General features: G+C 62.9%; 21 protein-coding genes. 17 read left to right on the top strand and 4 right to left on the bottom strand.

Annotation, left to right across the window (positions count from 1 at the left end):
• Position 1: 1 nt before the first annotated feature.
• The 7 genes from CYG48_RS11780 (at position 2) to CYG48_RS11750 (ending at position 7,960) form a co-directional block, all read left to right on the top strand.
• Positions 2-1,597: a GMC family oxidoreductase gene (locus tag CYG48_RS11780; RefSeq protein WP_118850562.1), complete on the top strand. Its 1,596-nt coding sequence runs from the start codon at positions 2-4 to the stop codon at positions 1,595-1,597.
• Between the two features lie 90 nt (positions 1,598-1,687).
• A complete protein-coding gene (locus CYG48_RS11775) occupies positions 1,688-2,767 on the top strand; it encodes an enoyl-CoA hydratase/isomerase family protein (RefSeq protein WP_118851622.1) in 1,080 nt (359 codons plus the stop codon).
• A 21-nt stretch (positions 2,768-2,788) separates the two neighbouring features.
• Entirely contained in the window at positions 2,789-3,676 is an 888-nt protein-coding gene (gene mmsB, locus CYG48_RS11770) for a 3-hydroxyisobutyrate dehydrogenase (RefSeq protein WP_118850561.1), read from the top strand.
• Positions 3,677-4,179: 503 nt separating this feature from the next.
• Entirely contained in the window at positions 4,180-5,163 is a 984-nt protein-coding gene (cysP, locus tag CYG48_RS11765) for a thiosulfate ABC transporter substrate-binding protein CysP (protein ID WP_118850560.1), read from the top strand.
• Positions 5,164-5,240: 77 nt separating this feature from the next.
• Positions 5,241-6,062: a sulfate ABC transporter permease subunit CysT gene (gene cysT, locus CYG48_RS11760; RefSeq protein WP_118850559.1), complete on the top strand. Its 822-nt coding sequence runs from the start codon at positions 5,241-5,243 to the stop codon at positions 6,060-6,062.
• A gap of 3 nt (positions 6,063-6,065) precedes the next feature.
• Positions 6,066-6,944, top strand: a complete 879-nt coding sequence (gene cysW, locus CYG48_RS11755; protein ID WP_118850558.1) for a sulfate ABC transporter permease subunit CysW — start codon at positions 6,066-6,068, stop codon at positions 6,942-6,944.
• Positions 6,941-7,960, top strand: a complete 1,020-nt coding sequence (locus CYG48_RS11750) for a sulfate/molybdate ABC transporter ATP-binding protein (RefSeq protein ID WP_118850557.1) — start codon at positions 6,941-6,943, stop codon at positions 7,958-7,960. Before cysW ends, CYG48_RS11750 begins: the two co-directional genes overlap by 4 nt.
• 3 nt (positions 7,961-7,963) lie before the next feature.
• Here CYG48_RS11750 and CYG48_RS11745 read toward each other — a convergent pair whose 3' ends face one another.
• From CYG48_RS11745 to CYG48_RS11735, 3 genes are all read right to left on the bottom strand, one after another.
• Positions 7,964-9,064: a DNA alkylation repair protein gene (locus CYG48_RS11745; protein ID WP_118850556.1), complete on the bottom strand. Its 1,101-nt coding sequence runs from the start codon at positions 9,062-9,064 to the stop codon at positions 7,964-7,966.
• A gap of 121 nt (positions 9,065-9,185) precedes the next feature.
• Positions 9,186-10,622, bottom strand: coding sequence for an NAD-dependent succinate-semialdehyde dehydrogenase (locus CYG48_RS11740; protein ID WP_118850555.1), 1,437 nt, complete (start codon positions 10,620-10,622; stop codon positions 9,186-9,188).
• Positions 10,623-10,822: 200 nt separating this feature from the next.
• Complete coding sequence (locus tag CYG48_RS11735; RefSeq protein ID WP_245450484.1) at positions 10,823-11,938, bottom strand: acyl-CoA dehydrogenase; 1,116 nt, start codon at positions 11,936-11,938, stop codon at positions 10,823-10,825.
• Positions 11,939-12,109: 171 nt separating this feature from the next.
• Between CYG48_RS11735 and CYG48_RS11730 the strand changes: the two genes are divergently transcribed.
• Positions 12,110-13,027 carry a LysR family transcriptional regulator gene (locus CYG48_RS11730; protein WP_118850553.1) on the top strand — a complete coding sequence of 306 codons (918 nt, stop codon included), beginning with the start codon at positions 12,110-12,112 and terminating at the stop codon, positions 13,025-13,027.
• Positions 13,028-13,031: 4 nt separating this feature from the next.
• On the opposite strand, the gene CYG48_RS11725 is transcribed toward CYG48_RS11730, so the two are convergent.
• Positions 13,032-14,459 (bottom strand): amidase, encoded by a 1,428-nt coding sequence (locus CYG48_RS11725; RefSeq protein WP_118850552.1) that lies wholly within the window; start codon positions 14,457-14,459, stop codon positions 13,032-13,034.
• Positions 14,460-14,609: 150 nt separating this feature from the next.
• Here CYG48_RS11725 and CYG48_RS11720 point away from each other — a divergent pair, with 150 nt between their 5' ends.
• The 9 genes from CYG48_RS11720 to CYG48_RS11685 all read left to right on the top strand — a co-directional run bounded on the left by CYG48_RS11720 (position 14,610) and on the right by CYG48_RS11685 (position 24,089).
• Entirely contained in the window at positions 14,610-15,707 is a 1,098-nt protein-coding gene (locus tag CYG48_RS11720) for a LacI family DNA-binding transcriptional regulator (RefSeq protein ID WP_118851621.1), read from the top strand.
• Positions 15,704-16,738 (top strand): ABC transporter substrate-binding protein, encoded by a 1,035-nt coding sequence (locus CYG48_RS11715; RefSeq protein ID WP_118850551.1) that lies wholly within the window; start codon positions 15,704-15,706, stop codon positions 16,736-16,738. The genes CYG48_RS11720 and CYG48_RS11715 overlap by 4 nt, the downstream gene beginning before the upstream one ends.
• Before the next feature lie 162 nt (positions 16,739-16,900).
• Positions 16,901-17,746 carry an ABC transporter permease gene (locus tag CYG48_RS11710; RefSeq protein ID WP_118850550.1) on the top strand — a complete coding sequence of 282 codons (846 nt, stop codon included), beginning with the start codon at positions 16,901-16,903 and terminating at the stop codon, positions 17,744-17,746.
• On the top strand, positions 17,743-18,525 hold the full coding sequence (locus CYG48_RS11705) for an ABC transporter permease (RefSeq protein WP_118850549.1): 783 nt from the start codon (positions 17,743-17,745) through the stop codon (positions 18,523-18,525). Before CYG48_RS11710 ends, CYG48_RS11705 begins: the two co-directional genes overlap by 4 nt.
• Positions 18,518-19,543 carry an ABC transporter ATP-binding protein gene (locus CYG48_RS11700; RefSeq protein WP_118850548.1) on the top strand — a complete coding sequence of 342 codons (1,026 nt, stop codon included), beginning with the start codon at positions 18,518-18,520 and terminating at the stop codon, positions 19,541-19,543. Before CYG48_RS11705 ends, CYG48_RS11700 begins: the two co-directional genes overlap by 8 nt.
• A gap of 3 nt (positions 19,544-19,546) precedes the next feature.
• Positions 19,547-20,470: a nucleoside hydrolase gene (locus CYG48_RS11695; RefSeq protein ID WP_118850547.1), complete on the top strand. Its 924-nt coding sequence runs from the start codon at positions 19,547-19,549 to the stop codon at positions 20,468-20,470.
• Complete coding sequence (locus tag CYG48_RS22510) at positions 20,467-22,254, top strand: adenine deaminase (RefSeq protein ID WP_245450334.1); 1,788 nt, start codon at positions 20,467-20,469, stop codon at positions 22,252-22,254. The genes CYG48_RS11695 and CYG48_RS22510 overlap by 4 nt, the downstream gene beginning before the upstream one ends.
• Positions 22,255-22,263: 9 nt before the next feature.
• Entirely contained in the window at positions 22,264-22,941 is a 678-nt protein-coding gene (locus tag CYG48_RS22505; protein WP_199925129.1) for a phosphoribosyltransferase, read from the top strand.
• Between the two features lie 98 nt (positions 22,942-23,039).
• Entirely contained in the window at positions 23,040-24,089 is a 1,050-nt protein-coding gene (locus tag CYG48_RS11685) for a dipeptidase (protein WP_118850546.1), read from the top strand.
• The last annotated feature ends 29 nt before the right edge of the window (positions 24,090-24,118 follow it).

The raw sequence follows: 24,118 nt of genomic DNA, 5'->3' as shown, positions 1-24,118 counted from the left end.
CATGGAAACCTACGACTACATCATCATCGGTGCGGGAAGCGCCGGCTGCGTGCTGGCCAACCGCCTCTCGGCCGACCCGCGCAACCGGGTGCTGCTGCTGGAGGCGGGCGGCAAGGACAATTACCACTGGGTGCATATCCCGGTCGGGTATCTCTACTGCATCAACAATCCGCGCACCGACTGGTGTTTCACCACCGAAAAGGAAGAGGGGCTGAACGGCCGATCGCTGTTTTACCCGCGCGGCAAGATCCTTGGCGGCTGTTCCTCGATCAACGGCATGATCTACATGCGCGGCCAGGCCCGCGACTACGATTTGTGGCGGCAGATGGGCTGCACCGGCTGGGGCTGGGATGACGTGCTTCCCTACTTCAAGAAGTCCCAGGACTTCTATCGTGGTGCCGACGAGATGCATGCAGTCGGTGGCGAGTGGCGCGTGGAGAAATCACGCGTTCGCTGGGCGGTGCTCGACAGCTTCCAGAAGGCGGCCGAGGAAGCCGGCATTCCGATCATCGAGGATTTCAACCGCGGCAACAACGAAGGCTCGAGCTATTTCGACGTCAACCAGCGGTCCGGTATCCGGTGGAATACGGCGAAGGCCTTCCTGCGCCCGGCGATGAAGCGGCCGAACCTGCGCGTGCTGGTGAAGGCGCATGTGCGTCGGCTCGTCGTTGAAGGCGGTGAGGTGAAGGGCGTCGAGTTCGTGCAGGATGGCGTGACGAAGACGGCTTATGCGCAGCGCGAGACGGTGCTGTCTGCCGGCGCCATCGGCACGCCGCACATCCTTGAGCTTTCGGGCATCGGCCGCGGCGACGTGCTCGCCAATGCCGGCGTCGAGGTGGTCAAGGAAGTGAAGGGTGTCGGCGAGAACCTGCAGGACCACCTGCAGCTTCGCATGGTCTACAAGGTGACCGGCGTGCCGACGCTGAACGAAAAGGCGTCGCGCCTGCTCGGCAAGGCAGCAATCGGCCTGGAATATGCGATCCGCCGGTCAGGCCCGATGTCGATGGCGCCGAGCCAGCTCGGCATCTTCACCCGCTCCGGCCCGGACAAGGAGACACCGGACCTGCAATACCATGTGCAGCCGGTCTCGCTCGACAAGTTCGGCGACCCGCTGCATTTCTTCCCGGCCATGACGGCAAGCGTGTGCAACCTGCGCCCGGAAAGCCGCGGTTCGGTGCACCTGAAGAGCGCCGATTTCGCATCCGGCCCGGCGATCAAGCCGAACTACCTTTCGGCACCTGCCGACCGCGACGTGGCGGTGAAAGCGATCAAGCTCACGCGCGAGATCGTCAAGCAGCCGTCCTTCGCCCGCTATCATCCGGAGGAATACAAACCCGGCCCATCCTATGAGACGGATGCGGACCTGGAGCGGGCAGCCGGCGATATCGGCACCACCATCTTCCACCCCGTCGGCACGGCGCGCATGGGCGCCGATCCGGACAGCGTTGTCGATCCGCGGCTGAAAATGCGCGCCCTTGGCCGGCTGCGTATTGCCGATGCCTCCGTCATGCCCAACATCACCTCCGGCAACACGAACTCGCCCACCATCATGATCGCCGAAAAGGCGGCGGAGATGATTCTCGCGGACAACCGATGACTTGAATATTAGACTTGGCTCCTCATCCTGATTTTCTCCGCAAGCGGAGGAGGAGCAGATAGAAGTTGAATGCATGAAGTGGGGAATACGATGCCGGAGACCGCGACACAGACGGATGAAGTGCTTCTGAACCGGGTGGGCTCGGCAGCCATCATCAGCCTCAACCGCCCAAAGGCGCTTAACAGCCTCAACCTGGCGATGGTGCGGGTGATGAAGGAAGCCATGGACCGCTTTGCCGCGGATCCCGGCATCTCCTGCGTCATCCTGAAGGGTGAGGGGGAACGCGGGCTCTGCGCCGGCGGCGATATCCGCGTCATCCACGAGGCGGGCAAGGCAAAGGATCCCGATGTCACGCGCTTCTGGCGCGAGGAATTCCCCGTCAACTACATGATCTCCCGCTATTCCAAACCCTATGTCGCGCTGATGGACGGCATCGTCATGGGAGGCGGTGTCGGCGTGTCCGCGCATGGCAAACATCGGGTGGTGACGGAGCGGACAAAGCTCGCCATGCCCGAAACCGGCATCGGTTACGTTCCGGATGTCGGCGCCACCTGGCTGCTTCCCCGCGCGCCTGGCGAAGTCGGGACATGGATGGGCCTGACCGGCGAGGTGGTTGGTCCGGCGGATGCGATCTATGCCAATCTTGCCGATGCCTGCGTGTCGTCGGAGCGGCTATCCGAACTGGTCGAGGCGCTGGGCCGTTTGCCCGGCGGTGCCTCGGATGACGCCGTGCGCCAGACAATTGATGGGTTTGCTATTTCACCCGGGGAGAACATTCTCGAATCCAATCGCGCCCTGATCGACCGCGCCTTCGGCCATGATACGGTTGAGGAGATTGTCGCGGCACTGGAACGAGAAGCCGGCGAGTTTGCCACCAAGACGCTCGAACTGATCGTCAAGCGGTCGCCCACCAGCCTGAAGCTGACTTTGCGGATGCTGCGCCTCGGGCGCCATAGCTCCAGCCTCGTGGAGTGCCTTGAGCGTGAGTTTGCGGTCGGATCCGAGATCCTGCGCAACCATGATTTCTACGAGGGCGTGCGCGCCGCGATCATCGACAAGGATCGCAATCCGAAATGGTCGCCAGCTCGGCTCGAAGAGGTCGTTGATGCAGATCTCGATCGGTATCTGGCGGTCAGACATCCGGCGCTGTTTCCGGATCACCGGTTATAACCAGCCAACAGGGAGGGGAAGATGACCAAGATTGCTTTCGTAGGTCTCGGCAACATGGGTGGGCCGATGGCGGCCAACCTGGTGAAGGCCGGTCATGACGTGCGCGGGTTCGACCTTTCGGAAGCCTCCGTCCAGGCTGCCGCGGCAAGCGGAGTAAAGGCGGCGTCTTCGCTCTCCGAAGCCGTCCGTGACGCCGATTGCGTCATTACCATGCTGCCGAAGGGCCAGCACGTGATTGCGGTCTGGAGCGACCTGACGACGCTTCTTCCGGAAGGCACGCTGGTGATCGACTGCTCGACGGTGGATGTGGAAAGTGCGCGCAAGGCGCATCAACTGGCGGGCGCCATGAACTGCGTCTCGCTCGATGCGCCGGTATCCGGCGGCACGGGCGGGGCAACTGCCGGTACGCTCACCTTCATGGTGGGCGGGTCAGAGCAGGCCTTTGCCGCCGGCAGGCCGATCCTCGAGGCGATGGGCAAGAAGATCGTCCATTGCGGCGGGGCGGGCGCCGGCCAGGCGGCCAAGATCTGCAACAACATGATCCTCGGCATCTCGATGATCGGCGTTTGCGAAGCCTTCGGGCTCGCCGAAAAGCTCGGGCTTTCGCACCAGGCGCTGTTTGACGTCGCCTCGACATCGTCCGGGCAATGCTGGTCGCTTACCACCTATTGCCCGGTGCCGGGCCCGGTGCCGACATCGCCCGCCAACAACGATTACAAGCCGGGTTTTGCCGCGGCCCTGATGCTGAAGGACCTGATGCTGTCGCAGGAGGCATCCAGGCAATCCGGTGCGGCAACGCCGCTTGGCCAGCACGCTGCCGAGCTTTACGCCGAGTTCGAAAAGGCCGGCCATGGCGGCGATGATTTTTCCGCCATCATCCATATGCTGAGGGAAAAAGCGGGTACCTGAGCTTTTGCAGGCAAGCCGTTTAGCCACGCCGGTGGCCCGGCATGGTTGGGGAGTGGGGCAGGCATTGGCATTGGGGTAGAAGGTAGATCATGGTCTGCCCGCCCCGATCGCTTCCTGTGGTCTTTTCGGGACTTGTCAATTCCCGTCCGACCACATCACGACCATCACCGGAACCGAGCCTTGGACCCGAGAAGGCAGCCGGTTCGCGACCCGGTTCCCCTTCCGATGACGCGGACATTGTCGCGCCTTCTCTAGGGGCGTGGATGAAAATCGCGAAGCCGGCGGCGAAGCCGCTGACTTCAGACGCGTTTATTTTTCCGGCACCAAAAAACTTCCACGTTCCTGGTCAAAAATGATGGGTGCAACGGCGGAAGAAGAAAATACCGCGAATCAGTCCGCCCATGGGCAAATGTTCTACTGGCGTGAGGCGCCGCGCAGGCGGGTTCCTCGCGCCCGATGAGGCGAGCCTGTAGTTTCCGGTCAACTCAGATCCGGAGACCTACATGAGCCGCCTTCTCATTCTCGGTACAGCCATCGCCGCGCTCTTCGTGACGCCAGCGATGGCGCAGGAGCAGAAGCTTCTCAACGCATCCTATGACGTTGCGCGCGAGCTTTTCGTTTCCGTCAACGAAGCCTTCGTCAAGAGCCATCCGGGCGTCACCATCGACCAGTCGCATGCCGGCACGTCCAAGCAGGCACGTTCGATCGTCGAAGGTCTGGAAGCCGATGTGGTGACCTTCAACCAGTCCACGGACGTCGATTTCCTCGTCAAGCAGGGCTTTGTTTCGGACAACTGGACCGCGGAATTCCCGAACAATGCCTCACCCTTCTATTCCTTCCCGTCCTTCCTGGTGCGCGCCGGCAACCCGAAAAACATCAAGGACTGGGGCGATCTGGCCCGTGACGACGTAAAGGCCGTCTTCCCGAACCCGAAGACCTCCGGCAACGCACGCTACACCTATCTCGCCGCCTATGCCTGGGCCAAGGAAGCCTATCAGGGCGACGAAGAAAAGATCGAAGCCTACATCACCAAGGTCTTCAACAACGTTCCTGTGTTCGACACCGGGGGCCGTGCATCCACGACAACCTTCGTCGAGCGCCAGACCGGCGACGTGCTGATCACCTTCGAATCCGAGACGCGCGGCATTGCCAAGCAGTACGGTGCAGACAAGGTCGAAGGCGTCATTCCTTCCGTCAGCCTGCTTGCCGAGTTCCCGGTTGCCGTTGTCGACAAGGTTGCCAAGAAACACGGCACCGAAGAACTTGCGAAGACCTATCTCGACTTCCTCTACACGGAAGAAGGCCAGCGCATTGCCGCCCAGTTTGGCCATCGCGTCAACAACGAGAAGGTCGCTGCCGAATTCAAGCAGGAGTTCCCCGAGATCCGGCTCGTGAAGGTTGAAGACACCTTCGGCGGCTGGGCAAAGGTTCAGTCCGAACACTTCGCTTCGGGTGGCACCCTCGACAAGCTCTACGGCAGCCGCTAACTCCACCTACATCGACCGTTGATCCGACCCGGTGGGCTTTCGTCCGCCGGGTTTGGACGTAAAAGGAAAGTGCTGGCTTGAGACGGAATGTCTTGCCCGGATTGCGCCTGTCGCTTGGCGTGACGCTGTTTTATGTCGGGCTGATCGTGGTCCTGCCGCTGGCGGCACTTGCCTTCAAGGCGGCGAGCCTCGGGCCGGCGGACTACTGGCGTATCGTGTCCTCCGACCGCGCGCTCGCCAGCTATCAGGTCACGGTGCTGTCGGCCTTTGGCGCCACGCTCTTCAACCTGTTCTTCGGGCTCGCACTTGCCTGGGTTCTGACCCGCTACAGCTTTCCCGGAAAACGCCTTGTCGACGCCATGGTCGACCTGCCGTTTGCGCTTCCGACGGCGGTGGCCGGCATAGCGCTCACCGCACTGTTTTCCGCCAATGGCTGGTTCGGGTCGATCCTGGAGCCGCTCGGGATCCGCGTCGCCTATACACCGATCGGCATCATGATCGCCATGTGCTTCACCTCGCTGCCGTTCATCGTGCGCACGGTGCAGCCGGTGCTGGAGGATCTGGATCCGGCGCTTGAAGAGGCGGCCCAATCGCTGGGCGGATCGGACTGGACGATCTTCCGCAAGGTCATCCTGCCGCTGCTTACCCCGGCATTGCTTGCCGGCGTGTCCCTGTCCTTCGCGCGCAGCCTTGGCGAATTCGGCGCCATCATCTTCATTGCCGGAAACCAGCCGATGTCGACGGAGATCACCGCATTGCTGATCTTCATCCGTCTGGAGGAATACGACTATCAGGCGGCCGCGGCGATTGCCTCGGTGCTGCTCATCACCGCCTTCGTGATGCTTGGCGTCACCAACTGGCTGCAGGCGCGGGCCCTGCGCTACACGGCGAGGGGCTGATCTATGAGGAGGCTCAACACACATCGCAAGCCACCGCGCGTCGGCGACCAGCCGCTCTTCCGGCGCCTGCTGATCGGCATCGTGCTGGTTCTCGTGGCGCTGATCATCGTCGCGCCTCTCGTCATCATCGGCGTCGAAGCGTCTGCGAAGGGCTGGGCGGTCTATCGCGACACGATCATCCATCCGGACACCCGTCACGCAATCATGCTGACGGTGCTGGCCGCACTCGTGGCCGTGCCGGTCAACACGGCCTTCGGCATCGCCGCAGCCTGGGCAATCACCAAGTTCGATTTCTGGGGCAAGCGCTTCCTGCTGGTGCTGATCGAGATCCCGTTCTCGGTCTCGCCGATCGTTGCCGGTGTCGCCTATCTCTTCGTTTATGGCCTGCAGGGCATCTTCGGGCCGACGCTCGACGCCTGGGACATCAAGATCCTGTTTGCGATCCCGGGCATCATCCTGGCGTCGATGTTCGTCACTGCACCCTTCGTTGCCCGCGAGCTCATTCCGCTGATGCAGGCGCAGGGGCGCGATCTGGAGGAGGCGGCGACCTCGCTCGGTGCGTCCGGCTGGCGCACCTTCTTCTCGGTAACGCTGCCGAACGTTAAATGGGCGCTGCTTTACGGCGTCATCCTCTGCAACGCCCGCGTTATGGGCGAGTTCGGAGCCGTGTCGGTCGTGTCCGGTAATATCCGCGGCCAGACGAACACGCTTCCGCTGCATATCGAGCTTCTCTATCACGACTACCAGGCGACCGGCGCCTTCGCCTCCGCCTCCATCCTGGCGACCATCGCCGTCCTTACCATCATCGCCAAGGTGGCGCTGGAGCGCCAGGGCGCGGGCCGTGTGCGGCCGCAAGCCAAACCCGCGGAGAGCAATTCATGAAGATCCGCCTCGACCACGTCGTCAAAACGTTCGAGACCTTCCGCGCCGTGCGCGATGTCTCGCTGGAGATCGAAAGCGGCGAACTCGTCGCGCTGCTCGGACCATCGGGCTCAGGCAAGACGACCATCCTGCGCATGGTCGCCGGCCTCGAATATTCCGATGGCGGGCACATCTATTTCGGCGATCAGGATGCGACCGACATTCCGGTGCGCGATCGCGGCGTCGGCTTCGTGTTCCAGCATTACGCGCTTTTCCCGCATATGACGGTGGCCCAGAACATCGCGTTCGGCATGAAGGTGTCGAAGGTGAAGCGCGAGAAGGCAGCGATCGATGCGCGTGTCACCGATCTCCTGCGGCTGGTGCGGCTGGAAGGTCTCGGCGACCGGTTCCCGGCGCAGATCTCGGGCGGGCAGCGGCAGCGCGTGGCGCTGGCGCGTGCGCTTGCGGTCGATCCCAAGGTTCTGCTGCTCGACGAACCGTTCGGGGCGCTTGACGCCAATGTGCGGCGGGACTTGCGCCGCTGGCTACGCGAGATCCACTCTGAACTCGGCATCACGACCCTGTTCGTGACCCACGACCAGGAAGAGGCGCTAGACCTGGCCGACCGGGTGGTAATCCTGAAGGACGGGCAGATCGTCCAGCAGGGCACACCGGAAGAGGTGTGCCGCGATCCGCAGTCGGCTTTCGTGATGAAATTCCTGGGCGATGCCAATGTCATTGCCGCCGAAGTGCGCGACGGCAAGGCCTACGCCTCCGGTGCCGCAATCGAGGTGGCGGGCCTCGCGGATGGCAAGGCTGAGCTTTATGCGCGCCCGGCAGATCTCGACTGGTCGCTGCAGGGGCCGGGCATTCCGGCAAGCATCACCCGCGTGCTGGATCGTCCCGATGGCCGGCGGGTGCTGGCCACGGCCGAAACCGGTGAACATCTGGAATTCGACGTCGAGCCGGAACGGGTGGTGAAGGCCGGCGATGGCGGCTTCGTAACCCTGCGCAGGGCGAAAGTGTTTGCGGTCTGAGGTTCAGCCCAGCAGTTCGAACGCGCCTTCCGCCAGAACCTCGCCGTTGATGATGAGTTCCACTGCATGTCGGCCGGGATAATGCACCCGGGTGGTGAAGTCGCGGATGGCACGGCTGATCGACAGTTCCACGGCTGCACCGGGCGCCAGTTCCAGTTCCTTCCACTTGAAGACCTTCTTCGAGGTGCCGCCGGCCTTCTTGACGTAGTGGACCGCGTAATCGATCACCAGCTTCTGCGGGTTCGAAGCGGTCGACACGAGGCGGGCCGTGATCTTTACCGAGCCGCCGAGTTGCATCGATGACGGTGTGACCGTGAATGCCTCGACCGTCACCTCGGCCTTGTCGCCGGCGCCTAGGACGTGGAGCGCCCGTGGATCACCCTTCTTGACCAGCGTGCGCAACGCCTGGCGCATGATCGAAGCGGCGCGGGCATCCTCCCTGTCCCAATGGGCGATCTTGTCGAACACCCAATCGGGATGATCCTTGGTGATGTCGTTCAGATGGTTGGCGACCGACTTGCGGACGTAGAGGCTCGGATCGCTTTTCAGGTTCTCCAGGATTGGTGCGACGGGCGAGGGGTCGGCCAGCAGTTCCTTCAGTTGGAATGACCAGGGCAGGCGCGGGCGGCAGCCTTCACTCGCAAGCCGGCGAACATGTTCGTTCTCGTCGGTCGACCAACGCTCCATCACCTTCAGCGAGCGTGACAGGTCCTTGAGGAGGAAGTGGCGCACCGCAAATTCGGAGGAACCGAACCGGGTGAAGAAGGCCAGCGCATCCATCGACAGGTCGAAATGGTCCTGGCCGTAGAGCGCCACATATTCCGGCAGCACGATGGACGCGAAGTTGTGGTTGATGCGCGGCGCCAGTGCCCGCAGGATTTCGAGATTGGTGGCAAAACCGCCGGGCAGCGTGGCATGGAAGGTGACCGCAACCTGTCGCAGCCGCTGCATGATGCTCATAGCCTCGAGATCAACCGTGGCAAGCGCCAGGAAGCGACCACTGTCGAAACCCGGATGAACATCGGCGGTCTCAAGGGCAAAATGCTCCAGCCGCGCGTGGTTGAAGATTTCCTTCAGGAGAGGTGCAGCGTCTGCCTCGGCCATGCTTGTCGCCCCATGTTCACCATTTGTTTCAATAGATAACCTGAGAACGAGTAGCAGGCAAAGAAAAACGGCCGGAGGAGCTCCGGCCGTTCCAATAGTTCACAGGAATGAAGCTGACGGATCAGTTCATCTGGGTGACGTACTTGGTTTCGAGATAGGCTTCGACGGCTTCCGATCCACCTTCGGTGCCGTAGCCCGAATCCTTGATGCCGCCGAACGGGACTTCCGGAAGCGCCAGACCATTGTGGTTGATGGTGAGCATGCCGGCTTCCACCTGGCGACCGAGCGCGTGTGCCGTCTTTACCGAACCGGTGAAGGCGTAGGATGCAAGGCCGAACGGCAGGCGGTTTGCTTCCTCGATCGCTTCTTCATAATGCGAGAAGCGGTTGATGATGGCGAGCGGGCCGAAGGGCTCTTCGTTCATCATCTTGGCCGAGGTCGGCACGTCGGCGATCACGGTCGGCTCGAAGAAGTAGCCCTTGTTGCCAATGCGCTTGCCGCCGGTCTTCACTTCTGCACCCTTGGCCACGGCGTCATGGATCATGTCTTCCATGACCGGGATGCGGCGCTCGTTGGCGAGCGGCCCCATGGTGACGCCGTCTTCCAGGCCGTTGCCGACCTTGATGGCCTGCGTTGCCTTGACGAAACCTTCGGTGAAGCGGTCGGCGATGCCTTCCTGGACGAGGAAGCGGGTCGGCGCGACGCAAACCTGGCCAGCGTTGCGGAACTTGGCCGCTGCGGTGACTTCGATTGCCTTTTCGAGATCGGCATCATCGAAGATCATCACCGGCGCGTGGCCGCCGAGTTCCATCGTGGCGCGCTTCATGTACTTGCCGGCGAGCGCTGCGAGATGCTTGCCGACCGGCGTGGAGCCGGTGAAGGAGATCTTGCGGATGACCGGATGGGCGATGAGGTATTCGGAAATTTCCGCCGGAATGCCGTAAACGAGGTTGACGACACCTGCCGGGACGCCGGCATCCACGAAGGCGCGGATGAGTTCGGCTGGCGAGGCGGGGGTTTCTTCGGGGGCCTTGACGATGATCGAGCAGCCGGTGGCGAGTGCCGCCGACAGCTTGCGGACAACCTGGTTCAGCGGGAAGTTCCACGGCGTGAAGGCCGCGACCGGGCCAACCGGCAGCTTGATTGCCATCTGCGAAACGCCGGTGAAGCGGGCGGGGATGATCTGGCCGTAGGTGCGGCGGGCTTCTTCGGCAAACCAGTCGATCGTATCGGCAGCGCCCATGACTTCCATCTTGGACTGCGCCAGCGGCTTGCCCTGTTCGCGCGTCATCATGTAGGCGATGTCGTCAACGCGGGCGCGCAGCAGGTCGGCTGCCTTGCGCATCAGCTTGGAGCGCTCGAAGGGCGAGGTGTCGCGCCAGACCTTGAAGCCCTTGTCTGCTGCCTCAAGCGCCAGGTCGAGATCAGCCTTTCGCGCATGGGCGATCTTGCCGATGACTTCTTCGGTGGCCGGATCGATGACCGGAAGGGTCTCGCCGCCAATGGCATCGCGCCATTCGCCGTTGATGAGGAGCTTGACGTCGGGATAGGTCTGCATGGGGTCCACTTTCGTTTCTGAAGGTGCAGAAGGGCAGCAGGCGCCGCCGCGAATGGGAGGGAGGTTCCGGCCCCTGAGTTAGGTGATCTCACCGCCACAATCAACCGCAAGGCACAAGAAGAAAAAGGCCCGGCGCGCTGGAAGCGGCCGGGCCAGGTCTCAGGTCAGAGGGGAGGACCTGGATCAGAAAGTGGCTGGTCTCAGAAGAACGCCTGGATGCCGGTCTGGGCGCGGCCGAGGATCAGCGCATGAACGTCATGCGTGCCTTCGTAGGTGTTGACCGTTTCCAGGTTCTGCGCGTGGCGCATGACGTGGTATTCGATCTGGATGCCGTTGCCGCCGTGCATGTCGCGGGCCTGGCGAGCGATGTCGAGCGCCTTGCCGCAGTTGTTGCGCTTGACGATCGAGATCATTTCCGGCGCCATCTTGTGGGCGTCCATCAACTGGCCGACGCGCAGCGAACCCTGCAGGCCGAGCGTGATTTCGGTCATCATGTCGGCAAGCTTCTTCTGGTAAAGCTGCGTGCCGGCGAGCGGCTTGCCGAACTGCTTGCGGTCCAGGCCATACTGGCGTGCACGGAACCAGCAGTCTTCAGCCGCACCCATGACACCCCAGGAAATGCCGTAGCGGGCGCGGTTGAGGCAACCGAACGGACCCTTGAGGCCCGACACGTTCGGCAGCAGCGCATCTTCACTGACTTCGACGCCGTCCATGACGATTTCGCCGGTGATGGACGCGCGCAGCGACAGCTTGCCACCGATCTTCGGAGCCGACAGGCCCTTCATGCCCTTTTCGAGCACGAAGCCGCGGATTTCGTTGTTGTGGGCTTCCGACTTTGCCCAGACGACGAAGACGTCGGCGATCGGCGCGTTGGAGATCCACATCTTGGAGCCGCGCAGGCGGTAACCGCCTTCGATCTTTTCGGCGCGGGTCTTCATGCCGCCCGGATCGGAGCCAGCATCCGGCTCGGTCAGGCCGAAGCAGCCGATGAGTTCACCCGAAACGAGGCCCGGAAGATACTTCTTCTTCTGCTCGTCGGAGCCGTAGGCGAAGATCGGGTAGATGACGAGCGAGGACTGCACGCTCATCATGGAGCGGTAACCGGAATCGATGCGCTCGATTTCGCGGGCAACGAGGCCGTAGGCGACGTAGGAAGCGTTCGCCGCGCCATATTCTTCCGGCAGGGTAACGCCGAGCAGGCCGGTCTGGCCCATCAGCTTGAAGAGGCCCGGATCGGTCGACTCTTCGAGATAGGCTTCCTCGATGCGCGGCAGGAGTTCGGACTTGGCGAAGGCGGCAGCCGCGTCGCGGATCATCCGCTCATCTTCGCTCAACTGGTCGTCGAGCAGGAAAGGGTCGTTCCAGGAAAAAGCCACGGCAGTTCTCCGCTTCAAATTAGGTTGTTGAGGGTTGAAGGAATTATCTCCGGCATGGGCCGGAGAGCAAGCACCGTTTACTCAATCTGCCATGATCTATAGTAATAAGCCATGGCCAGCCTTTCTCGACGTTTGCTCCCCTCCACCTCTGCGCTTGCAGCCTTTGATTCCGTAGCACGGCTCGGCAGTTTTTCAGCCGCAGCCGAGGAGCTTTCCCTGACGCAGGGCGCCATCAGCCGGCAGGTTTCCGGGCTTGAGGAGCAGTTGGGCATCCTGCTTTTCGACCGTACCAGCCGCGGCGTGATGCTGACGGCAGCCGGGGCGGATTATGCCAAGGCGATTGCCGCGGCGTTGAGCCAGATCCGCTCCGCTTCGCTGCAGGCAATGACCAAACAGCATAGCGACCAACTGAACCTCGCGATCCTGCCGACCTTCGGCACGCGCTGGTTGATGCCGCGGATCCCGCAATTCGTGGCGCGCCATCCGGAGATCACGCTGAATTTCGCAACCCGCATCGGCACCTTCGACTTCGACCGCGAGGGTATCGATATGGCGATACATGTCGGACAGCCGGATTGGCCCGGGGCAGAATCCACCTTCCTGATGGAGGAGATGGTGGCGCCCGTCTCTTCGCCCGCCTTCCTCAAGGCGCATCCGATCAAGAAGGGCCAGGACCTGCTGCACCTGCCGCTGCTGCACATGGCCTCGCGCCCCGGCGCCTGGGCCCACTGGTTCGAGAGCCTCGGTATCTCCGCGACGCCATCGGAGGGGATGCGCTTCGAGCAGTTCGGCAACGTGGCGCAGGCCTGCATTGCGGGGCTTGGCGTCGCCTTGATGCCGCTTTTCCTGATCGACTCGGAGCTGGCGAGCGGCCAACTGGTGGAAGCCTTTCCGCACCAGGTGCGCAGCCCGAGCGCCTATTACGCGGTGGCGCCGGTCAGCAAGAAGGATTTCCGGCCGGTCGTGGCGTTCCGGGCCTGGCTGCTCGAAGAAGTCGGCCGCTACGGCGAGGAAGTGGTCGGCTGGTAGCGGCTCAAAGCTTCGGCCGCCGGTTCAGCCAGTCGGTTGCATTTTCATAAGCCAGCGCCAGGTCCAGCACCGCCTTGTCGGCACGCGGTCTACCGATGATCTGGATGCCGTTCGGCATGCCTTCGCTGTTGAAACCGGCGGGCATGGCGGCGACGGGCAGACCGGCCATGGAGGCCGGAATCATCACCTCCATCCAGCGATGGTATGTGTCCATGGTCCGGCCACCGACCTCCTTCGGCCAATGCGTGTCGGCATCGAAGGGGAATACCTGGGCTGAGGGCAGGACGAGGTAGTCATAGCGCTCGAACAAGGTCAGCAGGTATTTGTACCAGGCGCTGCGCCGCTTTGAGGCGAAGTGCACCTCGCGGCCGGTCATGTCGAGACCGCGCTCTATCTCCCAGATGATCTCGGGCTTCATCAGCGCGCGTTTGGCCGGGTCGTCAAAACTGTCGCGCATGCCGTTTGCCGTCAGCCAACTGCGCAGCGTCGTCCATGACTGCCAGACATCGACCATGTCGTAATCCGGGATGACGGCTTCCACCGTGCAGCCGATGCTCTCGAAGACGGGGAGGGCGGTTTGGCAAAGCTCCAGCACGCCAGGATCGAACGGAAGGTAGCCGCCAAGGTCGCCAAGCCAGGCGATGCGGGCGCCCGAGAAGTCGCGGCCTCGTGCCGGCATCAGGTCTTCGGCCGGAAGGGAATGCGGGTCACGCGGGTCATATCCGGCCTGGGTCATCAGCAGGGCTGCGGTATCTTCCACAGTGCGGCCCATGGGGCCCAGCACGGACAGTTGGCCCATGAAAAGCTCGAGCTTTTGCGACACCGGGATGCGACCGTAGCTTGGCCGGAAGCCGACGACATTGTTGAAGGCGGCCGGGTTGCGCAGCGACCCCATCATGTCGCTGCCATCGGCGATCGGCAGGAGATGGGCGGACAGCGCCGCCGCCGCGCCGCCGCTCGAGCCGCCGACGGTCTTCGTCAGGTCGTAAGGGTTGCGGGTCACGCCATGCACCGGATTGTAGCTTTGCGAGCCGAAGCCGTGTTCGGGCGTATTCGTCTTGCCGATGATGATGGCGCCAGCGGCACGGATGCGCTCCACCATGATCTCGTCTTCCTTCGGCACGAAATCTGCAAAAATCGGCGAACCATATGTGCAACGCAGATCCTTGACCTCACAGAGGTCCTTGATGGCGATCGGCATGCCGTGCATCCAGCCACGCGAAGAGCCAGCCTTGAGCTCAGCATCGCAGGCTGCGGCTTCGGCGAGCAGCGAGTCGCTGTCCCGTATGTTCACAATTGCGTTAACGCTGGGGTTGAGACGCTCGATCCCAGCCAGATATGCCCCCATCACAGCGGTTACGGAGAGTCGGCAATCATGGATTGCGCGCGACAGTTCTGTTGCCGAAAGTTGTGTAATTTCCGCATGCTGCATGCCGTCCCTCCTCCGCGATGCAGCCAGTTCCGACGCAGCGTCCCGAATAGTCAATGGTTGACCTTGAATAAGGTGTGACTTCGTGCTGATTCGACTCGACATTGAAGTTTGATCAAACTATTCTGCTTAAACGTTTAAGCAGAGATGGCGATGGCGAACGTCCGGCCTGGAGCAAATATGAGCGCGATTGCGGCAGCCCTTGGGGTGTCGGCAGCGACCGTGTCCAATGCGCTTTCGGGCAAGGGGCGCGTGTCGCCGGAACTTGTCCAGCGGGTACGGGCCAAGGCGGCGGAGGTGGGCTACGTGCCGAGCCTTGCGGCCCGCGCGCTGCGGACCGGACGCACCGGTGTCCTCGGCCTCGTCCTGCCCGACATCTCAAACCCCCTTTTCCCGCAGATCGCCCAGGCGATCGAGAATGCGGCGGCCAATGTCGGTTACGGCGTGCTGATCGCCGACTCCCGCGGCGATATCGCCACCCAAACGGAAGCCATCAATCGCCTGATCGAACGCGGCATCGATGGCATGCTGATCGTGCCCCGTCGCGGCACCCGGATTTCGGATGTCGGCTGCCCCGTTGCGGTGCTCGACACCCCGTCGACGCCAGGCAATACCGTTTCCGCCGATCATTGGGACGGCGGCATGCAGGTCGGCCGTTATCTCGCCTCGCTTGGCCACCGGAAGGTCCTGATCATCGGGCGCAGCCCGACGTCGAACGTGCAGAGCGACCGCATTGGCGGCGTAAAGTGTGGCCTTGGTTCCGAGGTCGAGTGCGATACGCTGTGGTCGGAAAAGGTCGAGGAAATCTACGGCCCGAACTGCATGCTCGGTCTTGCCGAACGGGCCGCCCAAGGGTTTACCGCCTTTGCCGCACTTTCAGACCTGCTGGCGCTTCGGGCGCTGACGGAGTTGCAGCATGCCGGCATCTCCGTTCCGGACATGGTGAGTGTCAGCGGCTTTGACGATTCCATCTGGTCGTCGGTCGTGTCGCCGTCGCTCACCACGGTGCGCCAGGACATGGCGACCGTTGCCGATCTTGCCATTGCTGCGCTGATGCGGGTGATCGAGGCTGATGCGGACGCGGATGATGCCAACGCCGCCAAGGTGACGTCCGATCCCGATCGCGTACCCATGCAGCTTCTTGTCCGACAGTCCACCGGCGCGCCGAAAACCGCGGTGCCGGGAGCTGGCGCCTTCCATCCGCATGCCCACCACCCGAACAATTCGACAGCAGGAGAGGTCAAGCAATGAACAAGGTCATTCTCGCATCGGGCACCGCCCTTATGCTCACCGCCATGGCGGCGCTCAGCCCTGCCATGGCGCAGGACAAGACGCTGACCATCTCGGTCTATGCGTTGTCGCAGGATGAGTACAAGGAGATCGTCTACGATCCCTTCCAGGAAATCTGCGGCTGCAAGCTGGTCGTCGAGACCGGCAACAGCGTCGAGCGCCTTGCCAAGATGGAGGCCAACAAGGCCAACCCGGTCATCGACATGGCCGTTGTCTCCATGGCCGATGCCCTGTCTGCCGCACGTGCGGGCCTGATCGACAAGATCGACACCGCCAAGCTTGAGAACTTCAACAAGCTCTATGACATCGCCAAGGATCCAAACGGCGATGGCATGAGCATCGGCTACACCTTCTACGCCACCTCGATCGCCTATCGTTCCGACAAGATGAAGATCGAGTCCTGGGCCGACCTGCTGAAGCCGGAATATGCAAGCCACATCGCCTGGCCAAACGTCACCACCAACCAGGGCCCGCCGGCGCTCTACATGCTGGGCCAGGCGCTCGGCAAGGACACGCCGGATCTCGCAGCCGCCATCGAAGCCGTTGGCGACAAGAAGGACGAGATTGTCACCTTCTATGAAAAGTCCTCGCAGCTCGTGCAGCTGATGAAGCAGGAAGAAATCTGGGCCGCGCCGATCGGCCGCTTCACCTGGGCGCCCTTCACCAAGCTCGGCCTGCCGGTTGAGTGGGCGACCCCGAAGGAAGGCCAGACGGGTGGCATGAACGTGATGATCATGCCGAAGGGTGGCAAGAATGCCGATCTTGCGCTGCAGTTCATGGACTTCTGGCTCTCCACCGAGGTGCAGACCAAGCTTGCCGAGAAGTTCATCGACAGCCCGGCCAACAAGGACGTGAAGGTTTCCGAAGAGGTCGCCAACAACCTGACCTATGGCGAAGAAACCGCCAAGAGCCTGAAGCTCATCCCGTCCGCCGTGGCGCTCGACAACCGCGCCGGCTGGATCAAGAGCTGGAACGAGAAGGTCGGGCAGTAAGCTTGAACTGAAATTGTAGCTCCCTCATCCGCCTGCCGCCCTTCTCCCCGCCAGGGAGAAGGGCGATCGCCACTCTTCTTCCCCTTCAGGGAGAGGGTGGCTTAGCAAAGCGGAGGCTGGTTGAGGGGCACATGGCACTACAAAGAACGGAGACCATCACCAATGTTCCAAAACCGGGCCGAAGCGCTTGCACTCGCGCTTCCTGCTGCGATCTTCGCGGCGGCGGTCTTTCTTGTGCCGGTGGTGATCCTGCTGTCGGACGGGTTCCGCAACCCGACGGGCGGCTGGTCTGTCTCCGCCTATATCGAGTTCTTTTCCAACCCTCTGAACCAGGCGGTCTTCCTGCGCACGCTGAAGCTCGGCGCGCTGGTGACGGTGACGGCGGCCGTGATCGGCTACGCGGCGGCGTTCGCGATCGTCAACCTGGAGCCCGGCATGAAGGGCAAGGTGACGGGGCTTGTCGTGCTGCCGCTGATGATCTCGCCGGTCGCACGCACCTATGCCTGGATCGTCATCCTCGGCCGCACCGGCATCGTCAACGAGGCCTTCCAGGCGCTCGGCCTGACGCAGGCGCCGCTGCGCATCCTGTTTTCCGAAACGGCGATCTTCATCGGCCTGCTGCAACTGTTCCTGCCGCTAATGATCATCTCGCTGATCTCGGCGCTTGAAAACATGCCGAAGGACGCAGTTCCCGCGGCACGCGTGCTCGGCGCCAACTGGCTGCAGGTGTTCTGGAAGGTGATCCTGCCGCTCACCAAGGAAGGTCTGGTCATCGGCGGGACGCTGGTCTTCACCGGCTGCCTGACCGCCTATATCACGCCCGCCATTCTCGGCGGCTCCAAGGTGCTGATGCTGGAAACGCTGCTTTACCAGCAGGTTTCTGTCTCCAACAACTTCGTCGCTGCGAGCGTCATCGCCTTCATCCTGATCGCAATGAGCTTTGCTGCAAACATTCTCCTGAAGCGCGTCGCAACGGCCCGCAACAAGCAGAGGAGGGCGGCCGCATGACGGCACAACGCCTCTTCATCCCGTTCATCCTCTTCCTGGTGATCGCCTTCCTGATCGGGCCGTTCCTGATCATCGTGGCGGCCTCCTTCTCGGCAGGCGAAACCTTGGCCTTCCCGCCGCAGGGCTTTTCGCTGCGCTGGATCGCCAAGGTCTTCACGGTGGAAAGTTTCCGGGCCTCCTTCGGCATGTCGATGTTCCTCGCCATCGGCGGGACGGCGGCGGCGCTGATCCTCGGCATCCCGGCGTCCTATGCGCTGTCGCGCTACAAGCTGCCGGGCGCTGAGATTGTGCGGACGGTGGTCTCGGCACCGATCATCGTGCCGGGCATCATCGTTGGCCTGGCGCTCTTGCGCTACATCGTCGTGCCCTTCCAGGTCGGCATCACGCTGGCGCTGTTCCTGGCGCATACGGCCCTGGTGCTGCCTTATGCGGTGCGGGTGGTTTCGGCGAGCCTTGAAAATCTGCGCTCCGACATCGAGGAAGCGGCGGTGCTGCTCGGGTCCTCGCGGCTCGGCGCCTTCTTCCGCGTGGTGATGCCGAACATTCGCGGCGGCATCCTGTCCGCCTTCATTCTCGGCTTCGTCACCTCCTTCAACCAGGTGCCGGTGTCGCTCTTCCTGTCGGGTCCGGGCGTGCGCACCATGCCCATCGACATGATCGCCTACATGGAAATCGTGTTCGATCCGTCGGTTGCCGCCCTGTCCTCGCTGCTCGCCTTCATGTCCATCGGCATCGTCTTTGCCGCCGAACGTTTCCTTGGATTTTCCCGTTATGTCTGATGCGTCCTACCTTTCCCTCAGCAAGCTGACGCTTGCCTACGGCGACACGCCCGCCGTGCCGGATCTTGATCTCGATATCCGCAAGGGTGAGCTGATCGCGCTGCTCGGGCCGTCCGGCTGCGGCAAGACCACGACCATGCGCGCGATCGCCGGCCTGATGCCGGTAAAATCCGGCCGCGTCAGCCTCGACGGGGCCGACATTACCCGCGTGCCGGCCAACAAGCGTGCCGTCGGCCTCGTCTTCCAGTCCTACGCGCTTTTCCCGCACCTGACAGTCTATGAGAACGTCGCCTTCGGCCTGAAGCTGAAGGGCATGCGCGGCAACGAACTCGACGCAAAAGTGCAGTCCGGTTTGAAGTCGGTCGGGCTTTCCACGTTCGCCAATCGCCGCCCGGCCGAGTTGTCCGGTGGCCAGCAGCAGCGCGTGGCGCTCGCCCGCTCCATGGTGATGGAGCCGAAGGTGCTGCTGCTCGACGAGCCGCTCTCGAACCTCGACGCACGTCTGCGTCTGGAAATGCGCACCGAGTTGCAGCGCGTCCAGAAGGAAACCGGGGTGACGATGATCTTCGTCACCCACGACCAGGCCGAAGCGCTGGCGCTCGCCGACCGGATCGTGGTGATGAAGGCCGGCAAGATCGAGCAGATTGGGTCGCCGGAGGACATCTACAGCCGTCCCACCTCGTCCTTCGTTGCCGACTTCGTCGGCTTCGAGAACATCTTCCAACTCGACCAGGGCAAGCTCCAGACGAGCGCCGGCCTGGTCGACCTCTCCAGCCATGCCCCTTCAGCGGCGGGCCTGGCATGGCGGCCGCGTATGGTGACCCTTGGGTCAGGTCCTTATCGGGGCACCGTGCGCGGCACATCCTTTGCCGGCGACAGCCGTGAATACCTGCTCGACACGAAACTTGGTCCGATCAAGGCCGAGGTGGACGCGAGCCAGCCGGCGCATGCACTGGGTGCAGAACTCGCCTTCGACCTTCCGGTCGAACGGGCCGCGCTTCTTTCGAGGTTCGGCTGAGCCATGGCCATCTGGATCGACACGGACATGGGCTTTGACGACATCGCCGCGATCATGGTCGCGGCGCATGCGGGCCTGTCCATCGAAGGTGTGTCGCTTGTCTTCGGCAATGCGCCGCTGGCCCGCGTTCGCAGCAATGCCGCGGGCGCTGCCTCCGCCTTCGTCTGGCCGTTCCCGATCCACGCTGGACGCGAAATGCCGGTCCTGGGCCGGCTCGAAACCGCAACCCATGTGCTGAGCGATGCTGGCATGCCGAGTGCCGGCAAACATTTGCCCGAGGCCGAAGAGACTTTCAGCGTCGATGCTTTCGAGGCGCTGTGCGCCTGGCTCGAAAAGGACGAAGGCGAGCGCCGCATCCTGGCGCTTGGGCCGCTCACCAATATTGCCGCCGTTGCCCTCGCCCGGCCGGATCTTGCGGCAAGGATCACCGACCTCACCTGGATGGGGGGCGGGGTGACGAGCGGCAATCATACCGCATCCGCAGAATTCAACGCCTTTGCCGACCCGGAGGCGCTGGCGATTGTACTGGCGCAGAAGATCCCGTTCCGGATGATCGATCTCGACCTTTGCCGCCAGGTTCTGTGCAGCCCCGAGGATGTTGTCCCGGTGCGGCAAGCAGGCGGGCGCAATGCCGAGCTGCTGGGGGATCTTCTCGCCGGCTTTGTTGCGATTGCGACAAAAAGCGGCCGCCCGGCCATGGCGCTTTATGATGCGGTTGCCGCCGTCGCCTTCGCTCATCCGGAGCTGGTGGCGTGGCGGGAAGCCAGAATTGACGTGGAACTTGCCGGCACGCTGACCCGTGGCCGGACGGTGGTGGAGGTGCGTCCCGGGCGCGGGACGTTCAATGCGTCCTTTGGCGCGACGGTCGATGCGGCGAAGGCGAAGACAATCATTCTTGAGACATTGCGGGCGGAGGCAAGTTGGTGAGGAACATCATTAAGACGGTGCAGGAGTTCACCGAGCCGGCTTTCCGGGACCGGGCTGTCACGGCGGCACGTGGAGACGGGCCGTTCGACATCCTGATCAAGGGCGGGACGCTGGTTGACGTCGTGACCGGCGAACGACGGGCGGCCGATGTCGGGCTGGTCGGGCCGCTGATTGCGAGCGTCCATGAAGCCGGTTCACGGTCCGATGCGGCCGAGATCATCGATGCCACCGGTACCTTCCTGTCGCCTGGCCTCATCGATACGCACATGCATGTCGAAAGCTCGATGGTGACGCCGGCGACCTATGCCGGCGCGGTGCTGCCGCGCGGCGTAACCACCGTGGTCTGGGATCCGCATGAATTCGGCAACGTGCACGGCGTGGAGGGGGTCGCCTGGGCACTGGAAGCGGTAAAGCCGCTGCCGCTTCGCGCCGTTGTGCTGGCGCCGTCCTGCGTGCCCTCGGCACCGGGCCTGGAAGTTGCCGGGGCAGATTTCGATGCTGCGATCATCGAGGAGATGTTGTTCTGGCCGAAGATCGGCGGGCTTGCCGAAGTCATGAACATGCGCGGCGTAATTTCCCGCGAACGTCGCATCAGCGACATCGTGCAGGCGGCGCTCGTCTCCGAAAAGCTGGTCTGCGGCCATGCCCGCGGCCTGACAGGACCGAACCTTGCCGCCTTCATGACCGCCGGCATCACCTCCGACCATGAGCTCGTGTCGGGCGATGACCTGATGGAGAAGCTGCGGGCGGGCCTGACGATCGAGCTCCGCGGCTCGCATGACCACCTTCTGCCGGAATTCGTCGAAACGCTGAACCGGCTCGGCCATCTGCCACCGACCGTGACGCTTTGCACCGACGACGTCTTCCCGGATGACCTCGTTGCGGGCGGTGCGCTCGATGATGTCGTGCGCCGGCTGGTGCGTTACGGCATGAAGCCAGAATGGGCGCTGCAGGCGGCGACGCTGAATGCCGCGGTGCGCATCGGCCGCGCCGATCTTGGCCTCATTGCCGCCGGACGTCGCGCCGATATCGTTCTCTTCGAGGACCTTGAGGATTTCCGTGCGCGCCAGGTGATCGCCAGTGGCACGCCGATCGCCAGGTCCGGCGAGATGACCGTGGAACTGCGCGCGACCGACCCTTCGCTGCTCGAAGGTTCGGTCAAGCTTGTGCCGCTGACGCCTGAGGACTTCAAACTCAGGAGCAGCGGCAAGAAGGTTCGGATCGCGACGATCGATCGTCCGCGATTCACTCAGTGGGGGCAAACGGATGCGGATGTCGTCGATGGTTTTGTGGTACCCCCGGAGGGCACGACGTTGATCGCCGTGACCCACCGCCACGGCCGCGCCGACACCCGCACCCGTCTTGGGTTCCTGACCGGCTGGGGCACGTGGAAGGGTGCGTTCGCCACCACGCTGGCCCATGACAGCCACAACCTCACGGTCTTCGGCTCCGATCCCGTCGACATGGCGGCGGCCGCCAATGCCGTGATTAAGGCGGGCGGCGGCATGGCCGTCGTCATCGGCGGCAAGGTGGTGGAGCTTCTTCCGCTGCCGCTTTCGGGGCTGGTGTCGGACGCGCCGATGGAAAAGGTCGCGGAAGGCTTCCGCGCCATCCGTTCGGCCATGGACAAGGTCGTCGAGTGGCAGCCGCCTTACCTCATCTTCAAGGCCTGCTTCGGGGCAACCCTTGCCTGCAACCTCGGCCCGCACCAAACCGATCGCGGCATTGTTGACGTGGTGACCGGCAAGGTGATGGAAACGCCGATCCTGGACGTGCTCGAATAGGGGAAGCCGATGCAGCCGCATGAATTCTGGCAGGAGGTTCATCCGGCCGATACATTCGCGACCTCCGGACCCTTTTCCGGTTTTTATCCGGCCGTGTTGGACGACGGCAGGCAGATCCGCCTGCCGATCCGGCCGCTGGCGGACGGTGAGCATGCGCTGGCCTCGCTCATCATCAACCAGGCGAGCTTCGATGTTCAGGATGCGCTGGCCGCCAGCCTTGCGCCCAAGCTTGCTGCATTTCGACCGGAAGTGATCGTCGGCCTGCCGACGCTGGGGCTGACGCTTGCCGCGGCGGTCGCCCGCTATCTCGGATTTGCGCGTTATGTGCCGCTCGGTACCTCGCGCAAGTTCTGGTACGAGGAAGAGCTTTCCGTGCCACTCTCATCGATTACCACGCCCGAGCAGCAGAAACGCCTTTATGTCGATCCGCGCATGCTGCCGCTGATCCAGGGCAAGCGCGTGGCGCTGGTGGATGACGTGATCTCGAGCGGCACCTCGATCGTGTCGGGCCTGTCGCTGATGCGGTCGCTCGGCATCGAACCCGTGGTGGTCGGCGCGGCGATGCTGCAGTCGGAGCGCTGGCACGACAAGCTCGACCAGGTCGGGCCGGAATGGCGCTCGCGCGTCGTCGGCGTATTCAGGACGCCACTCTTGTCGAGGGCAGGCGAGGGTACCTGGACTGCCTGATGACGGCGCCATGCCGTTTTGGTCTTGCAGATGGAGTCGCGTCGATTAGGATCGGCGCCACTCACCTCAGGGAAATCTCATACAATCGGGAATAACGCATGGAACTGGTGTTCGACGGCCATAACGATGTCCTTCTGCGGCTCTGGCGGACTGCCAAGGACGGCGGTGACCCGATTGCCGAGTTTATCGAGGGAACGACCAACGGCCATATCGACGGGCCGCGGGCGAAGAAGGGTGGCTTGGCCGGCGGGCTTTGCGCCATCTACATCCCGTCCGGCGATCTGGTTCTGAAGGAGCCGGACGCGAACGGCCACTACGTAACGCCTCTGTCGGCGCCGCTCGACCACCTGCCGTCGCTGACGATTGCGCTCGAAAAAGCGGCTATCGCCTATCGGCTGGAGCAGGCAGGCGGCTGGCGGATCTGCCGTTCGACGGCTGACATCCGCAGCGCCATGCACGAGGGAATCTTCGCAGCCGTTCTCCACATGGAAGGCTGCGAGGCGATCGACGACGATCTGGACAACCTCGAAACCTTCTATGCCGCTGGCCTGCGTTCGCTCGGACCGGTCTGGAGCCGCCACAACATTTTCGGTCACGGCGTGCCGTTCGCCTTCCCGATGTCGCCCGATACCGGACCGGGTCTCACCGACCGTGGCTTTGAACTGGTGAAGGCCTGCAACCGGCTCGGCATTGCGATCGATCTTGCGCACATCACCGAAAGGGGTTTCTGGGATGTCGCCAAGACCACCGACCAGCCGCTGATCGCCAGCCATTCCAACGCGCATGCGCTGACGCAGGTCGCCCGCAACCTCACCGACAAGCAGCTCGATGCCGTGAAGGAAAGCGGCGGGATTGTCGGACTGAACTATGCCGTCACCATGCTGCGCGACGACGGACGCGACAATGTCGCCACGCCGATTTCGGACATGATCCGCCACGTGAACTACATGGTGGAACGCATGGGCATCGATCACGTGGCGCTTGGATCCGACTTCGACGGAGCTTCAATTCCCGAAGAGATTCAGGATGCTTCTGGTAATCAAATTCTGGTTGCAGCCCTCAAAAGTGATGGTTACGGTACGGACGAACTAAGGAAGCTTTGCCGGGATAACTGGCTCAGAGTCTTGGGGAAAGCCTGGCACGAATAAGGTGCGGATTTCCCCATGGGTCCAAAGAA

This window comes from Neorhizobium sp. SOG26 (genome assembly GCF_003491345.1).
Lineage (GTDB): Bacteria > Pseudomonadota > Alphaproteobacteria > Rhizobiales > Rhizobiaceae > Neorhizobium > Neorhizobium turbinariae.
This window is presented reverse-complemented; position numbering and strand designations above follow the sequence as displayed.

Excerpts from the sequence above, each read along its gene's own strand:
- CYG48_RS11780 (WP_118850562.1), top strand. The coding sequence starts at position 2 with ATGGAAACCTACGACTACATCATCATCGGTGCGGGAAGCGCCGGCTGC.
- CYG48_RS11775 (WP_118851622.1), top strand. The coding sequence starts at position 1,688 with ATGCCGGAGACCGCGACACAGACGGATGAAGTGCTTCTGAACCGGGTG.
- mmsB (WP_118850561.1), top strand. The coding sequence starts at position 2,789 with ATGACCAAGATTGCTTTCGTAGGTCTCGGCAACATGGGTGGGCCGATG.
- cysP (WP_118850560.1), top strand. The coding sequence starts at position 4,180 with ATGAGCCGCCTTCTCATTCTCGGTACAGCCATCGCCGCGCTCTTCGTG.
- cysW (WP_118850558.1), top strand. The coding sequence starts at position 6,066 with ATGAGGAGGCTCAACACACATCGCAAGCCACCGCGCGTCGGCGACCAG.
- CYG48_RS11750 (WP_118850557.1), top strand. The coding sequence starts at position 6,941 with ATGAAGATCCGCCTCGACCACGTCGTCAAAACGTTCGAGACCTTCCGC.
- CYG48_RS11745 (WP_118850556.1), bottom strand. The coding sequence starts at position 9,064 with ATGGCCGAGGCAGACGCTGCACCTCTCCTGAAGGAAATCTTCAACCAC.
- CYG48_RS11740 (WP_118850555.1), bottom strand. The coding sequence starts at position 10,622 with ATGCAGACCTATCCCGACGTCAAGCTCCTCATCAACGGCGAATGGCGC.
- CYG48_RS11735 (WP_245450484.1), bottom strand. The coding sequence starts at position 11,938 with ATGATCCGCGACGCGGCTGCCGCCTTCGCCAAGTCCGAACTCCTGCCG.
- CYG48_RS11730 (WP_118850553.1), top strand. The coding sequence starts at position 12,110 with ATGGCCAGCCTTTCTCGACGTTTGCTCCCCTCCACCTCTGCGCTTGCA.
- CYG48_RS11725 (WP_118850552.1), bottom strand. The coding sequence starts at position 14,459 with ATGCAGCATGCGGAAATTACACAACTTTCGGCAACAGAACTGTCGCGC.
- CYG48_RS11720 (WP_118851621.1), top strand. The coding sequence starts at position 14,610 with ATGGCGAACGTCCGGCCTGGAGCAAATATGAGCGCGATTGCGGCAGCC.
- CYG48_RS11715 (WP_118850551.1), top strand. The coding sequence starts at position 15,704 with ATGAACAAGGTCATTCTCGCATCGGGCACCGCCCTTATGCTCACCGCC.
- CYG48_RS11710 (WP_118850550.1), top strand. The coding sequence starts at position 16,901 with ATGTTCCAAAACCGGGCCGAAGCGCTTGCACTCGCGCTTCCTGCTGCG.
- CYG48_RS11705 (WP_118850549.1), top strand. The coding sequence starts at position 17,743 with ATGACGGCACAACGCCTCTTCATCCCGTTCATCCTCTTCCTGGTGATC.
- CYG48_RS11700 (WP_118850548.1), top strand. The coding sequence starts at position 18,518 with ATGTCTGATGCGTCCTACCTTTCCCTCAGCAAGCTGACGCTTGCCTAC.
- CYG48_RS11695 (WP_118850547.1), top strand. The coding sequence starts at position 19,547 with ATGGCCATCTGGATCGACACGGACATGGGCTTTGACGACATCGCCGCG.
- CYG48_RS22505 (WP_199925129.1), top strand. The coding sequence starts at position 22,264 with ATGCAGCCGCATGAATTCTGGCAGGAGGTTCATCCGGCCGATACATTC.
- CYG48_RS11685 (WP_118850546.1), top strand. The coding sequence starts at position 23,040 with ATGGAACTGGTGTTCGACGGCCATAACGATGTCCTTCTGCGGCTCTGG.